The 15,473-nt window shown below is 35.6% G+C and carries 13 protein-coding genes; 5 read left to right on the forward strand and 8 right to left on the reverse strand.

The genetic code is table 11. The features are described from left to right. Positions 1-148: 148 nt before the first annotated feature. Both B4N66_RS09160 and B4N66_RS09165 read left to right on the forward strand, forming a co-directional pair. Positions 149-2,017, forward strand: coding sequence for a hypothetical protein (locus tag B4N66_RS09160; RefSeq protein WP_291094144.1), 1,869 nt, complete (start codon positions 149-151; stop codon positions 2,015-2,017). Positions 2,018-2,093: 76 nt separating this feature from the next. Then, entirely contained in the window at positions 2,094-3,833 is a 1,740-nt protein-coding gene (locus tag B4N66_RS09165; protein WP_291094145.1) for a T9SS type A sorting domain-containing protein, read from the forward strand. A 4-nt stretch (positions 3,834-3,837) separates the two neighbouring features. Here B4N66_RS09165 and B4N66_RS09170 read toward each other — a convergent pair whose 3' ends face one another. From B4N66_RS09170 to prfB, 5 genes are all read right to left on the reverse strand, one after another. Beyond that, complete coding sequence (locus B4N66_RS09170) at positions 3,838-3,975, reverse strand: hypothetical protein (protein WP_291094147.1); 138 nt, start codon at positions 3,973-3,975, stop codon at positions 3,838-3,840. Between the two features lie 47 nt (positions 3,976-4,022). Next, complete coding sequence (locus B4N66_RS09175; protein ID WP_291094148.1) at positions 4,023-4,445, reverse strand: lipocalin family protein; 423 nt, start codon at positions 4,443-4,445, stop codon at positions 4,023-4,025. 41 nt (positions 4,446-4,486) lie between these two features. Beyond that, positions 4,487-6,115, reverse strand: a complete 1,629-nt coding sequence (locus B4N66_RS09180; RefSeq protein ID WP_291094149.1) for an acyl-CoA carboxylase subunit beta — start codon at positions 6,113-6,115, stop codon at positions 4,487-4,489. Between the two features lie 65 nt (positions 6,116-6,180). Further along, complete coding sequence (gene lpxD, locus B4N66_RS09185) at positions 6,181-7,170, reverse strand: UDP-3-O-(3-hydroxymyristoyl)glucosamine N-acyltransferase (protein ID WP_291094150.1); 990 nt, start codon at positions 7,168-7,170, stop codon at positions 6,181-6,183. 156 nt (positions 7,171-7,326) lie between these two features. After that, positions 7,327-8,422, reverse strand: a protein-coding gene (prfB, locus tag B4N66_RS09190) for a peptide chain release factor 2 (protein WP_291094151.1) whose coding sequence is annotated in 2 segments (ribosomal slippage) — positions 7,327-8,358 and positions 8,360-8,422 — 1,095 coding nt in all. Because the reading frame shifts where the segments join, the coding sequence is not laid out codon by codon here. A gap of 122 nt (positions 8,423-8,544) precedes the next feature. Between prfB and B4N66_RS09195 the strand changes: the two genes are divergently transcribed. Beyond that, positions 8,545-9,570 (forward strand): threonine aldolase family protein, encoded by a 1,026-nt coding sequence (locus tag B4N66_RS09195; RefSeq protein ID WP_291094152.1) that lies wholly within the window; start codon positions 8,545-8,547, stop codon positions 9,568-9,570. A gap of 192 nt (positions 9,571-9,762) precedes the next feature. On the opposite strand, the gene B4N66_RS09200 is transcribed toward B4N66_RS09195, so the two are convergent. Beyond that, a complete protein-coding gene (locus B4N66_RS09200) occupies positions 9,763-10,089 on the reverse strand; it encodes a YbaB/EbfC family nucleoid-associated protein (protein WP_291094153.1) in 327 nt (108 codons plus the stop codon). A gap of 142 nt (positions 10,090-10,231) precedes the next feature. On the opposite strand from B4N66_RS09200, the gene B4N66_RS09205 reads away from it, so the two are divergent. Together B4N66_RS09205 and B4N66_RS09210 are read left to right on the forward strand one after the other, a co-directional pair. Next, positions 10,232-12,292 carry a S9 family peptidase gene (locus tag B4N66_RS09205; protein ID WP_291094154.1) on the forward strand — a complete coding sequence of 687 codons (2,061 nt, stop codon included), beginning with the start codon at positions 10,232-10,234 and terminating at the stop codon, positions 12,290-12,292. Between the two features lie 76 nt (positions 12,293-12,368). Further along, positions 12,369-13,409 (forward strand): PLP-dependent cysteine synthase family protein, encoded by a 1,041-nt coding sequence (locus tag B4N66_RS09210; RefSeq protein ID WP_291094155.1) that lies wholly within the window; start codon positions 12,369-12,371, stop codon positions 13,407-13,409. A 54-nt stretch (positions 13,410-13,463) separates the two neighbouring features. Here B4N66_RS09210 and B4N66_RS09215 read toward each other — a convergent pair whose 3' ends face one another. Then, complete coding sequence (locus B4N66_RS09215; RefSeq protein WP_291094157.1) at positions 13,464-14,408, reverse strand: alpha/beta fold hydrolase; 945 nt, start codon at positions 14,406-14,408, stop codon at positions 13,464-13,466. An 80-nt stretch (positions 14,409-14,488) separates the two neighbouring features. Next, positions 14,489-15,412, reverse strand: coding sequence for a homoserine kinase (locus B4N66_RS09220; RefSeq protein ID WP_291094159.1), 924 nt, complete (start codon positions 15,410-15,412; stop codon positions 14,489-14,491). Between the last annotated feature and the right edge of the window lie 61 nt (positions 15,413-15,473).

The raw sequence follows: 15,473 nt of genomic DNA on the forward strand, positions 1-15,473 counted from the left end.
TGTTTTTCCTATTAGAACAAATTATTCCTTGTAATTAATCATTCTTTTGAATGTAAAGATGCGTATATTTCATTTAATTTTACAGATAGCTAAAGTATTTTTTGCATACATCATAAAAAAATATATATTTGTTAGATATACTAAACTTATGATTCAAAAATTACTTTTCTTTTTGATACTCGTTGTTTCTATCCATCTTTTTGCACAACCTCTTTCCGGCACCTACACAATTGGCGGAACGTCACCTGATTATCCAACGGTAGTTTTAGCTGTGGCGGCATTAGAAACAAATGGTATTTCAGGTCCGGTTACCTTTAACATTCGGTCCGGAAATTATACCTCTCAAACTTTTACGCTTACAGAAATTGCAGGGCAATCTCCTTTGAACACGATTACTTTTCAGTCGGAAACAGGTAACCCAGGAGATGTAACTTTTATATCAACAACATTTAAATTTACGCAAGGTAGTCAGTACATAACAATTAAAAATTTAGGTTTTAGTGGTGGATCTCGAAAAATTGAAATACTTGGTTCTTCTTTTGTAGCCAATTTTAATGTTTTGAATTGTATTTTTACAAACACGATTAATTTGGCAAGTGGAAGTCTTAGTGATTCAACGTTTTACAGTCAAGTTACTCAGGTTTCAGTTTCTCATGGATACAATATTATTATAAATGGAAATACTTTTAATAATGCTGGTGTAGCTGTGGGGAAATCAGGTCAGCTTACAGATAACTTCACTTTTAGTAATAACATTATTAATGGTGGAATTATGCCAATTTCGATTTATCAAGGACGAAATGTAACTATTAGCGGTAACGTTTATACAGGTGAAATTCGCAGAAATATTATGTCTGTTACTAGTGTTGATGGTAATCTTATCATTTCCGGAAATCGCTTTCATGCCAGTACAACTTCTACTGATGTTATTTTATCGAGAATCACTGGTAACAATACTACAGGAACTAATCTCAATATGTTTAACAATTTTTTTTCTATGTCAAAAGAACTTGAGATAAATGGTTTTTATGACACGAATATCCGATTTAACTCTTTTAGTTCAAGCAATAGTATTTGTCTTTCTATTACTCAATCTTATAATCTTAACGCTTATAACATCTATAATAATATTTTTAAAAATCCTCATAATAAAGAAAGTATACGAGCACATATGCAAGTAACTTTGGATAGAATAAATTCCAATTATAACGCGTTTAGTAATGAGGCAATGATTTTTTATCGGTATTTTACGGGTGAAACAGGAAGTACTACTCTAAATTTTACCGATTGGCAAGCTTTATCAGGCGAGGATATGAACAGTGTAATTTCAGGTAATGTCTTTGCTAGTGAACCTGATCTTCATACACCAAATTCCTTGGTAATTAATGGAGCCGGATTACCTATTGCAGGTATCATGACCGATATAGACGGTGAACCTAGAGACATGAGCAATCCGGATATTGGAGCCGATGAGTTTGATATTAACCCTACTACTTTTCGTGATCTTGGCATTACTTTAGTAGCACCTATAGGCAATTGTGATAATTCACCAATTCAGATTTCGGTTACCAATCATTCGCAATTTGCTATAACAGGTTTTGAGATAGAATGTGCAATTAACAATCATCGTGGTAATATCAATTATTATTCAAATACCCTTGAGTCCGGAGAAGCAGTCACGTTTGATGTAACCGGATGTTCTATTACACCCAATACATGGTATGAAGAACTTGAAGTTAAAGTAGCAACTACTACCGGTAACCTTGATAATAATTTTGCTAACGACCGCATCATTTTTGAGAACTTATTTCAATACGGACCATTTGAAATTGAATTTGAGCAAAGCGATTGCGATTCAAGCACAGATTTGTATATCCCAGAATTTTTCGGAGCTACACAACTTTGGTCTACGGGCGAAATTACTCCTTTGATAACTGTACAAAACCCTGGGACATATTCCGTAACAATAACTAATATATCAGGTTGCATTATTACTAAATATATAACACTTAATTAAGATGTTTAAAAAATATTTTCTCACATTTTTCTTTGCAGTAATAATGTTTCCTGCAATTTCTCAGAATTGCGATTATATGTATACCTCAGTAAAAACTCCGAGCGGAATAATAATCACAGGTAAAATTTCTCAGACTATTTACGATGGTCCGGCTATCCCTGTAATTTCTATGATTTCGCAAGAGGGTGAAATCCTTTGGCAAATAGAAGATACGATGATTAACTTGGGGTTTATTGGTATTGCGTACTATGATGATTTACATGTTTATTTAAGAGTTGTTAAAAATAGTTACGAAAGTGCAACGCAAATTTGGAAGCTATCGCTACTTGATGGTGAAATTATTTGGAAGTCGCAACTTTTTCCGACTGATAATGATGAGATATCTTCAATACAAAATTATAATGAAACCCATTTTTTATTTTATTATGGAATCGTAGATAATAATGGAGGCACTATTGCAGGGTACCGAATTTTTTTGATGGACAAATCAGATTCATCTGTTACTCAAATTCATGAATATACTGGTTCACTTACGACATTTAAGCCAATTTTAGATAAAAACAAGAATTTATTGATAGGTTACAGGTTGCCTGGTAATTCTGATAATTTTGCTTACATACGCAAATTAAATGGTCTTAATTTTAATAGTATTATTTGGGATAAATCGTTCAATTACAATGGATGGAATCAAGCTAGTCTTAATGATATTGATGCGATGATTATTGACAAATTTAATAATCTTTATGCACTGGGATCTGGAGACATGTTTAAAATAAATGTTAATAACGGCACTGAGATATGGAAAATTGCTTCTTTTTTAAGTGAAACCAGAATCACGGATTATAAGTTTTTTGATAATTTTCTTTATATCAGTTCGGCTCATATTTATGTTGGGGCTACGGTGACACAATTTCGAGTTTCCAAGATTAATTTGACTAATGGAACTAGATTATGGACGAGTTATGAAGCAAATATGACACCTGTTGGTGCTGAAATTCCATCTTCTACTGGTGATCATGAAGCTACACATTCATTTGACCTAGATTGCCAAGGAAATGTATTTGCAACAGGTTATTACGGATCTGCAAATTATGGACCAGGAGCTTGGGGAATTATGAAAATATCAAGTCAAACTGGTCAAAAGATGAGTGATCTTACTGTTACAAATAATCCTTTAACGCTTAATTTATTTAGTAGTGGGCGTGCTGCTCATGTTTTTAATGATGAACCTATATTCATTGGGAATTTACAATATTCTTCTGATGATTCAGCAAGAGTTTTTATTAAAACAGACAATGATTTATCTGAAATAAACTCAAAAATATACCATTGTTTCATTGATAGTGATAATGATAGTATAGCCGATTGGGATGAAGATATTAACGGCGTTAATTTTCTTTCAGATGATGATACTGATAACGATGGACAACCAAATTATCTTGATAATGATGATGATGGTGATGGTATTCCAACAATTTTAGAGGATGCTAATGGTGATGGTAATCCACTCAACGATTTTTCAGATCCACTTCAACCAACTCTTCCTGATTATTTAAATCCGGCAATCACATTGTCGGTTGATGAAAAAGATATGGCTTTTATGATTTATCCTAATCCAACTAAAGACTTACTGAAACTTCATTCTTCCGGATACGAAACATTCACAGCAAAAATATTTACTATTGGAGGTGTAGAGGTTTTAAATTGTAGCGAAAACTGTAATTCTCTTGATTTATCACATTTTGCCTCAGGGATGTATTTTATTAAAGTAAGTAACGGTGAATATAGCTTGACTAAAAAAATTATTAAAGAGTAGGTTTTTATTCAAAAAAAACACTACTATCTAATCCACTTTTTAAATCATATACTTCGTTTTTAAACGGAAAAGTGAATTTTTGAGGTAAATTAATACCGGAAATGTTTTGTTTGAAAGCGATAAAATGAGTGTGGTTTTTCATCGCTGCAAAGCTATAAAAGGAAATTGAAATTTGGTTGGTTTTGGGTTTTATTCCTTCTTTGAAATTTTTAAGTTTTCAATCCAAAAAATTTTTGATTTATAGAATTGAAGAAATGTTGGTTTTACTTCATCCGACTTATTTCTTGGTGATTTTTTAAAAACTCTAGCGGTTGTACCTGTAAAATCTAATGCTTTTTTATCCTCTAAATCTATGTTTTCTGTTGTAAAGTGAATCACTTTATTGCTAACAGTCCATGTCCCTTTGCTGTGATGATGATATTCATTTTTACTTATATCTTTTCTATAACTGGTAAATTGAAATGTTCCGTCACTATTCAAATCAAGTTTATAGTCTAATATTTCCCCTTTTACAGTTTCATTAAAGAGAAAATAAGTTCCAGCATTTTCTTCGTTTTGTGCAGATAAGCTGAATGATATGCAAGCAATAAGCAAAAATAATATTTTTTTCATTTGAATTGATTTTCAAATTTTGAATCAAAAATCAGACCAACTTAAACCTGAATCACTCCCAAATTAAATTTCTTCTCAATCGGAGCGTGGTTGGCAGCTTCAATTCCCATTGAAATCCAAGTTCGAGTTTCGAGCGGGTCGATGATGGCATCCGTCCATAAACGTGAAGCGGCGTAGTAAGGAGAAACTTGCTCGTCGTAACGGGCTTTAATTTTATCGAATAATTCTTTTTCTTTGGCTTCGTCAACCACTTCGCCTTTGGCTTTTAGAGAGGAAGCTTCAATTTGAGCTAATACTTTTGCGGCTTGCGTTCCGCCCATTACGGCTAATTCGGCACTTGGCCAAGCAAAAATTAAACGTGGATCGTATGCTTTTCCGCACATAGCATAATTTCCTGCTCCATAGGAATTTCCGATGACAACTGTGAATTTCGGAACAACTGAATTGGAAACCGCATTCACCATTTTGGCACCATCTTTAATGATTCCGCCGTGTTCTGATTTGCTTCCCACCATAAATCCGGTGACATCTTGAAGGAAAACTAATGGAATTTTCTTTTGATTACAATTTGCAATAAAACGAGTCGCTTTGTCTGCCGAATCGGAATAAATCACACCACCAAACTGAATTTCGCCTTTTTTTGTTTTGGAAACCGTTCGCTGATTGGCTACAATTCCAACCGCCCAACCATCAATGCGAGCATAACAGGTGATGATGGATTGGCCATAGCCATCTTTATACATATCCATTTCTGAATTATCAACTAAACGTTTGATGACTTCCATCATATCGTATTGATCGGATCTTGATTTCGGAACAATTCCGTAAATATCACTTTCTTTCAACGCAGGTTTTTCCGCTTTGATGCGATTGAAACCGGCTTTGTCATAATCACCAATTTTGCTGACAATGCTTTTGATTCTATCCAACGCATCTTTGTCGTCTTTGGCTTTGTAATCTGTCACACCTGAAATTTCGCAGTGCGTTGTGGCTCCGCCTAAGGTTTCATTATCAATATTTTCGCCAATGGCGGCTTTCACTAAATAACTTCCGGCCAAAAAGATACTTCCGGTTTTATCGACAATCATTGCTTCGTCACTCATAATCGGTAAGTAAGCACCACCGGCAACGCAACTTCCCATTACGGCAGCAATTTGGGTAATTCCCATGCTACTCATGATGGCATTGTTTCTAAAAATACGTCCGAAATGTTCTTTATCGGGAAAAATTTCGTCTTGCAACGGAAGATAAACCCCCGCACTATCAACTAAATAAATGATTGGTAAACGGTTTTCGATGGCAATTTCTTGAGCACGTAAATTCTTTTTTCCGGTGATGGGAAACCAAGCTCCGGCTTTCACAGTGGCATCATTTGCCACCACAATGCATTGTTTTCCTTTGATGTAACCGATTTTTACGACCACACCTCCGGACGGACAACCACCGTGTTCGACGTACATTCCGTCGCCAACAAAACCACCAATTTCAATGCTTTTAGCTTTCTCATCCAACAAATAATCGATGCGTTCACGAGCAGTCATTTTGCCTTCGGCGTGTAATTTGGCAATTCTTTTTTCGCCGCCACCTAATTTGATAATGGCGAAACGTCTTTTTAATTCGGCTAATATGAGTTTATTGTGATCTTCGTTTTTGTTGAAGTTAATGTCCATAAAAAATGTAAATTTTGTTGTGTGCGAAATTACGAAAACGTTTGAGATTTAAAAAGCTGAAAAGTTTAATTTTTAGCCAATCTTTTTAAAACAGCCCATTGTTTTAAGGCATCACGAGCTTCAACGGCTGGATAACCGAGCATCGTTTTTCCGGCTGGAACATCGGCAGCAACACCAGAACCTGCTCCTACTATGGCACCTGAACCGATGGTTACGTGGTCTTTAATGGAAGCACTTCCGCCAATGATTACGCCATCTCCCAACGTTACAGAGCCTGCTAAACCGCTGTTTCCTGCCATAATGCAAAAACGACCGAGAATAGAATTATGTCCGATTTGAACTAAATTATCAATTTTGCAACCATCTCCTAGAATAGTTGAGCTGAATTTGGCACGATCGACACAGGAATTGGCACCGATTTCGACCCAATTTCCTAAGATTACATTTCCGATTTGAGGGACTTTTACCAAACCTCTTTCCGGACAAGGTCGGAAACCAAATCCATCTGCACCAATGGTAGAATTAGGATGAAGGATGCAATGCGAACCCACGTGACAACGTTCGCGAACAACAGCTCCGTTCCAAATAATCGTTTCATTTCCGATGGTTGATTCGTCTAAGATGGAAACATTAGCATAAATGGTTGTGTTTTTTCCGATGACAACATCTTTACCAATATAAGTATGAGCACCAATTCGAGTTCCTTCACCGATTTTTGCTGAACTATGAATAACAGCTGTTGGATGAATGTCAAATTCAAAATGGGGTGGAGGCGGAGCGAAGAATTCTAAAACTTGCGACATCGCTAATTCGGCATTTTTTACTTTGATGAACGCTTTATTATCGCCGGGTTCAATTGAAATATCTTCGTTAACGACTGCGATTGAAGCATTAGAAACAGCCCAAAATTTTTCATATTTTTTATTACCAATAAACGTAATGTGGTTTTCTTTTGCTCTTTCAATTTGCTCAGGAGCTTCAATTGAGTGTGAAGTGTTTCCTACTATTGTTCCGTTCAAAACGGCATTAATTTCCTGCAAAGTGCATGTTTTCATATACTAGTTGATATTTTTTCTAAAAATAATGCTTTAAAATAATAAAAACCAAATTTAAGTGTGTTTGATTGTAAATTTCACAAAATAAATTAAGCTGTAAAAAAAATAACCCATCTAAAAAGACAGGTTATTCTAGTATTGTAAAATGTAAATTGCTTATTCTTCTTTTTGTCCCATCATCATTAAATAGGCTTTTAGAAAAGCATCAATTTCGCCATTCATCACGCCTTCAACGTCGCTGGATTCGTGTCCGGAACGAACATCTTTAACTAATTTATAGGGATGCATCACATAATTTCTGATTTGTGAACCCCATTCGATTTTCATTTTTCCGGCTTCAATGTCGGCACGTTGAGCCATTTGTTTTTTGAGTTCAATTTCATACAATTGTGAACGCAACATTTGCATCGCTCGTTGACGATTGTCTTGTTGCGAACGCGTTTCTGAACATTGAATTTGAATTCCGGTTGGTTTGTGAAATAACTGCACTTTTGTCTCTACTTTATTCACATTTTGCCCACCGGCACCACTTGATCTCGACGTAATAATTTCTAAATCGGCAGGATTGATTTCGATTTCAATCGTATCATCCACCAATGGATAAACATACACAGAAGCAAAGGAAGTGTGGCGTTTGGCATTGCTGTCAAACGGAGAAATTCGCACTAAACGGTGTACACCATTTTCGCCTTTTAGGTAACCAAAAGCATATTCGCCTTCAATTTCTAACGTAACGGTTTTTATTCCGGCTACATCGCCTTCTTGAAAGTTGAGTTCTTTGATTTTGTAACCTTCTTTTTCAGCCCACATCAAGTACATACGCATAAGCATAGAAGCCCAATCGCAACTTTCTGTACCACCCGCTCCGGCAGTAATTTGCAACACAGCACTCAAATTGTCGCCTTCGTCTGAAAGCATATTTTTGAATTCCAGGTTTTCGACTAAGGTGTTGGTCTGTTCGTAAATAGCATCTACTTCCTCTTCGGTAGCATCGCCGTCTTTAAAGAATTCAAAAACCATTTGAAGTTCTTCGACTAAGGCTAATCCTTTTTGGTAATCTTCTACCCATTTTTTCTTGGATCGAAGGTCACGGACTACTATTTCTGCTTCTTTGGGATTGTTCCAAAAGTTTGGATCGAACGTTTTTTCTTCTTCGTTGGTGATCTCGATTAATTTCTTATCGATGTCAAAGATACCTCCTCAACGCACCAAGACGCTCTACAATACCTTTTATTTGTTCGGTATTTGTCATAATTATTGTAGTTTTGTTTTTTGCAAATGTAGGAACAAGTTGTGATTTGTCCTAATGGTGAAAATTAATAATTACGTAGAGACAGGTCGCAACCTGTCCGAACAGAAAAAATTAAAAATTCAATGGAAATAAATTTAGTAAGCGATACAGTTACCAAGCCAACACCCGATATGTTGCGGGCGATGTTTAATGCTCCTGTGGGCGATGATGTGTTTAAACAAGATCCAACCGTAAATGAATTAGAAGCCAAAACGGCTGCTTTTTTTGGGATGCAAACGGCTTTGTTTTTTCCGAGTGGGACGATGGCAAATCAGACGGCAATAAAATTGCACACACAACCGGGCGAACAGTTGATTGCCGATAAATATGCTCATATTTTTAATTATGAAGGTGGAGGAGTTTCGTTTAATAGCGGTGTTTCGTGTCGCTTGTTGGATGGAAATCGAGGAATGATTACCGCTCAACAAGTAGAGGATGCGATTAATCCACCAGATTTTTATCACAGTCCGTTAACGACCTTGGTTTCGTTGGAAAATACAACGAATAAAGGAGGGGGAGCGTGTTATGAAATGCTGGATTTACTTGGAATTAGAAAAGTGTGTGACAAACACGGATTAAAATATCATTTGGATGGTGCTCGAATTTGGAATGCCTTAGTTGCTAAAAACCAAGATCCGTTGCATTACGGGAAGTTGTTTGATACGATTTCGGTTTGTTTTTCCAAAGGAATGGGAGCACCTGTTGGATCGGTTTTGGTGATGTCTGAGAAAGATTATCCGAAGGCGTTGCGAATTAGAAAAGTGTTGGGTGGCGGAATGCGTCAAGCGGGATTTTTGGCAGGAGCAGCAATTTATGCGTTGGAAAATAATTTGGAACGACTGACAGAAGATCACAGACGTGCGAAGGAATTAGGGAAAGTTTTGAAAGGGTTGAATTGGATTCAGTCGGTGGAACCGGTGGAAACGAATATTGTGATTTTTTCAGTAAAACCGACAATTCAGGATGCGGTTGTGATTGAAAAATTGAAGCAGAAAAACATTGCTATCAGTTCGTTAGGAAAAGGAAAATTACGAATGGTGACGCATTTGGATTATAAGGAAGTAATGCACACGTATGTGTTGGAAGCTTTGGAAAAAATGGTTTTTTAGTCGGAATTCAATTTTGAAAAGCGATTTTTTTATGGTTTCCTTTCTAGCCCCGATTGCAGTGGAAATCATCTTTGGCAAAGTTAAAAACTTTGCCAAAGATATTGGAACGGAAAGCGGGAAAATGGATTGCTGAAAAAGCCCGAGCCATTCGCTTCTGAAAAAAGTTGTCCGTTGTCTGTTATCCGATATCCGTTATCTGTTGAACATATCCATTCCCGGGATGTTTGGCATGCCGTCTTTGGCGACTGCGGCGAGTTCTGTTTCGTTTACGTTGGTTGCTTTTTCGATGGCTTTGTTCATAACCAAAATCAAATAATCTTCTAATTGCTCTTTGTCTTCGAGCAAAGTGGGGTGAACGGCGATTGATTTTATCGTGCGATTTGCGGTTAACGTTACCTTTAAAAGCCCGTCATTGCTTTGTTCGTCTATCAAAACGTGGTCTAAACGTTTTTTAGTTTCTTCGATTTTTTGTTGGGTTTCTTTAAGTTTTCCCATCATTCCCATTAGGTCTCCAAACATGTTAATAATTTTTATGGTTATTGAATTGCAAATGTAGTATATTGCATAGTTTTGAGTAAATAAATTTTTTATGAATAAATGGTTATCGTTAAGTTTTGTTTGTGTTATTTTTGCAACTTCTTGTCAAAAAAAAGAAGCTAATATGTCAGAAAATATAGTGCCGCCAATGGCTGCAAAAAAAGATACTGTTCTTGAAAAACACGGTGATAAACGAGTAGATCCGTATTATTGGTTGAATGATCGAGAAAATCCGGAAGTGATTCAGTATCTGAAAGATGAGAATGAGTATTATCAAAAAATGACGGCTCACACGCAGGCTTTTCAGAAAGATTTGTTTGAGGAAATGAAGTCAAGAATTAAGGAAGATGATGAGTCGGTTCCGTATTTGTACAATGGTTACTATTACATTGTGAAGTATGAAACTGGTAAAGAATATCCGATTTATTCGAGAAAAAAGGGAAGTTTGACTGCCAAAGAAGAGATTTTGTTTGATTGTAATGAAATGGCAAAAGGACAATCTTATTTTAATTTAGGCGGATTGAATGTGAGTGAGGACAACAAATTGGCTTCGTTTGCGACGGATTTAACCGGAAGAAGAATTTATACGATTCAAGTTAAAAACTTGGAAACCGGTGAAATTTTGGCTGATAAAATTGAAAATGTGTCCGGTTCTGCAGTTTGGGCAAATGATAACAAGACGTTGTTTTATTCGAGTAAAGATAAAGTTACGTTGCGTTCGGATAAAATTCACAAACATGTTTTGGGTGCTGATGTAAAAAAGGCTGAGTTGGTTTATTTTGAAAAAGATGAAACATTCAACATTTATATTGCAAAAACAAAATCTAAAAAATTCTTAGTTATCAACAGTAGTAGTACGTTGACGTCGGAATTTCAGTTTTTGGATGCGAATAAACCGGCGGAAAAATTTAAAGTGTTTCATCCTCGAACTAGAGGTTTGGAATACAATATTTCGCATTTTGACAATCATTTTTATATTGTGACGAATAAAGATAATTCGACCAATTTTAAGGTGATGAAAACTCCGGATACGGCGACAACATCTGATAATTGGGTAGATGTGATTCCGCACAATGATGCTGTTTTGATTGAAGGAATTGAGATATTCAGAAATTATTTGGTGGTGGAAGAGCGTTCAAATGGTTTGAATAAAATTCGCATTATGCCTTGGGATGGAAGTGGTGAGTATTATTTGCCATTTGAAATTGAAACTTATTCGGCTTATGTGGGAACGAATGTTGATTTTGATACAGAAATTTTGAGATATGGTTATCAATCGTTGGCCACGCCATCTTCTATAATTGATTTTAATATGCGAACCAAAACCAAGCAAGTGATGAAAGAACAAGCTGTTTTGGGGGGAAAGTTTGATAAAAACAATTATAAAGAAGAACGCGTTTGGGCTACGGCGACGGATGGTACAAAAATCCCGATTTCGTTGGTTTATCGCAAAGAAGTGAAAAAAGACGGAAATAATCCGTTATTGCAATATGCTTATGGTTCGTATGGTCATTCGATGGAACCCAATTTTGATTCTACGATTTTAAGTTTATTAGATAGAGGTTTTATTTATGCGATTGCTCACATTCGTGGGGGAGAAGATATGGGGCGTCAATGGTATGAAGATGGAAAATTATTGAAAAAGAAAAATACGTTTACCGATTTTATTGATTGTTCAAAGTTTTTGATTGATCAAAAATATACCAATCCTAAAAAATTATATGCTCAAGGTGGTTCTGCAGGAGGATTATTGATGGGTGCGGTGGTGAATATGGCTCCGGAATTATACAATGGGGTGATTGCGGCAGTTCCTTTTGTAGATGTGGTAACGACGATGTTGGATGAAACGATTCCGTTGACCACCGGAGAGTATGATGAGTGGGGAAATCCGAATGACAAAGAATATTATGATTATATGAAATCGTATTCGCCCTATGACAATTTAAAAGCACAAGATTATCCGAATATGTTGGTTACCACCGGATTACACGATTCTCAGGTGCAATATTGGGAACCAGCGAAGTGGGTGGCCAAATTACGGACAATAAAAACTGATAAAAATTTATTATTTTTAGATACAAACATGGATGCGGGGCACGGTGGGGCTTCAGGAAGATTTGAAGCTTTAAAAGAGCTCGCAAAAGAGTTTAGTTTCCTTTTAGACTTAGAAGGAATTGAAAAGTAAAAATTTTTTTTATAAATTTGCAAGGTTTTAAGGTTTCCAAAAACAAGAGAAGTTTGCCTTGACTAACATATTTTTTATGAAAGAACAGATAAAAGCTTATAATAGTGTATTGGATTTAATTGGGAATACACCATTAATTAAACTCAATAGAATCACGGAGAATTTAGAAGGTAATTTTTATGCAAAGGTTGAATCATTCAACCCCGGTCATTCTACCAAAGACAGAATTGCTCTTTATATTATTGAAGAAGCTGAAAGGCAAGGAATTCTTTCTCCAGGCGATACCATCATAGAAACTACTTCCGGTAACACAGGGTTTAGTTTAGCTATGGTGAGTATCATCAAAGGATACAACTGTATTTTAGCAGTGAGTTCAAAATCATCACGGGATAAAATTGATATGTTGCGTAGTATGGGAGCAAAAGTATATGTTTGTCCAGCTCATGTGTCTGCCGATGATGAACGTTCTTACTACAATGTTGCAAAACGTTTACACGAAGAAACAAAAGGTTCAATTTATATCAATCAATATTTTAATCAGTTAAATATTGATGCTCACTACAAAACTACAGGTCCGGAAATTTGGGAACAAACAGGCGGACAAATTACTCACTTAATTGCTTGTAGCGGAACCGGCGGAACCTTATCAGGTGCTGCAAAATTTTTGAAAGAAAAAAATCCAAATATTAGAATTTTAGGTGTTGATGCGTATGGTTCTGTGTTGAAAAAATACCACGAAACCAAAGAATTTGATAACGAAGAAATTTATCCTTACCGAATTGAAGGTTTGGGTAAAAACTTAATTCCTACTGCAACAGATTTCGATATAATTGATAAATTTATCAAAGTTACTGACGAAGAAAGTGCTCATACAACCAGAGAGATTGCTGTGAAAGAAGGTTTATTTGTTGGTTATACTTCCGGTGCAGTAGTGCAAGCTATCAGACAATTTGCCGAAGAAGGCGAATTTGATGTCAATTCCAACGTTATTGCAATTTTTCCGGATCACGGATCACGATACATGAGTAAAGTGTTTAGCGATGATTGGATGAGCGAGCAAGGCTTCTTTGACAGTGTAAATATGGAAGAAGTTCAGAAAATAGAATTTATTAAGTAATATAGAATATAGAAAACTCCAAGCTTTTAACTTGGAGTTTTTTATGCTTTGAGTTTACGGTTCTAAAAACGTAATCATTTTTTGATTAACTACTTCAGGTTGATCAATGGTTAAAAAATGACCGGCATTTTCAATAGTAACCATTTCACCTTTAGGTAAGAGTTCGTTCCCTTTTTCTAAACTCTTTTGAGAATTTACAATATCATGATCACCAATCATGATTAATACAGGAATTGTAATCTTTTCAATTTCTTCTTTTGAAAAAGGTTGCATTTGTATAAAACTCATATTTGTTTTTGCAAATTTGTTAGCTAAAAAAAATTGATTCTTATAAATTGGATGAATTTTTTCAGGATAGAAAGCAAAAGCATTCAACGTTTTTTCTAATTTTTTCTTATTCGGAAAAAGTTTAAACATCAAAGCCGAAGAAGCTTTATGCATTTTATCTAAATTTTCCAATGTTTGTGCCGGACTCAACAAAACCATTTTGGAGATAATATGATTATCCTGAGAAGCCAATAATGTTGCCAACCAACCTCCACGAGAAGCACCTACAATTTTTATTTTTTTTAAATCATAATGTGTAAAGATTTCATTGTACCAAGCGATAGTTTCTTCTTTTGAAATAGTTTCTCCACACGAAACAGATTTGCCTGGTTCCATCAAAAAATCGATGGCATACACACGATGATTCTTTGATAAAGCTTTGATGTTGGGATACCACATGGTTGAACTGGCATCCATACCGTGTAATAAAACGAGCGGTTCTGCATTTTTTGGTCCACTAATAATAACATGTGCAGTTCCGTAACTTGTAGTAATATTTTCTTCTTGAAAGGAAATTTTCCAGAGCTTTAACGTTTCATTATAAGCTTTGATATATTTTGTTCGATCTTCTTTTTTTCGAAAAACATAATCGTCGATGCTAGTTCCTTTTTGACTATTACATCCTGACAAAAAAGTTATAATTATGAATAAAACAGAATAATATTTTAACATGTAGCCAATTTTGGTTTTGGCAAATTTAGGGATTTAAATTACAAGAAAAGGTTAAACAATTTTAATTATCCGAAAAGAAATTATTTCAGTTTAGTAACACCATTGTCACAAACTTTTGATATATAAACGTCAAATCCAATTCCGGTTTTCAAATAGACTTCTTTAATTTTATTACCCACATTTTCAGATGTTTGAATACCTTTACTCAATGCATAAATTGAAGGTCCTGAACCGGAAATTCCGCAACCCAACGCACCGTTTTCTAAAGCCACTTTTTTAACAGTATCAAATTCAGGAATTAAGTTTTTTCGATAGGGTTCGGCTACAATATCTTGCAAACAACGACCCATTAAAGCATAATCTTCGGTATATAATCCGCTAATAAATCCGCCTAAATTTCCCCATTGTGTAATGGCTGTTTTTAGCGGAATTTCTTTTGGTAAAACTTTCCTTGCTTCAGAAGTTTTTATTTCAATATGCGGATGAATAATGGTCACATACAAATCCTTTGGACTATTTATTTTGATGACTTCCAACGGGTCATAACCTCGAACTAACGTAAATCCGCCCAAAATTGCCGGAGCGACATTATCGGCGTGATAACTTCCACTGGCCAAAAATTCACCCTCCATTGCAAACGGAATTAAATCTTTCCGATGCAAAGGGTTTCCTAATAACTCATTGATTCCTACTACAACTCCGGCTGCACTTGCGGCACTACTACCAATTCCACTTCCGGCTTTGATTTTTTTATGGATTTCAATTTCAAATCCGAATTCTAAATCCAAGTGGTTTAACATTGCCAATCCGGAAACACCAGCTACATTTTTATTAGTTTCCAAAGGCAAATCGGCTCCGGTTATTTTGGTAATTCGGATTCCTTTTTCATCGCTTTTACGAATAATCATTTCGTCGCCAATGCCTTCTAAACACAAACCTAACACATCAAATCCACAGGATAAGTTGGCTACGGTGGCGGGGCAGAATATTTTTATTTGGTTCATTTTGTTAGGGTTTAAGTTTGTTTAAAATAGTTTAAATGGTTTAAAGTTGTTTGAATAGGTT

It is taken from the genome of Flavobacterium sp. UBA2787 (assembly GCA_002352205.1).
Taxonomy (GTDB): Bacteria; Bacteroidota; Bacteroidia; order Flavobacteriales; family Flavobacteriaceae; genus Flavobacterium.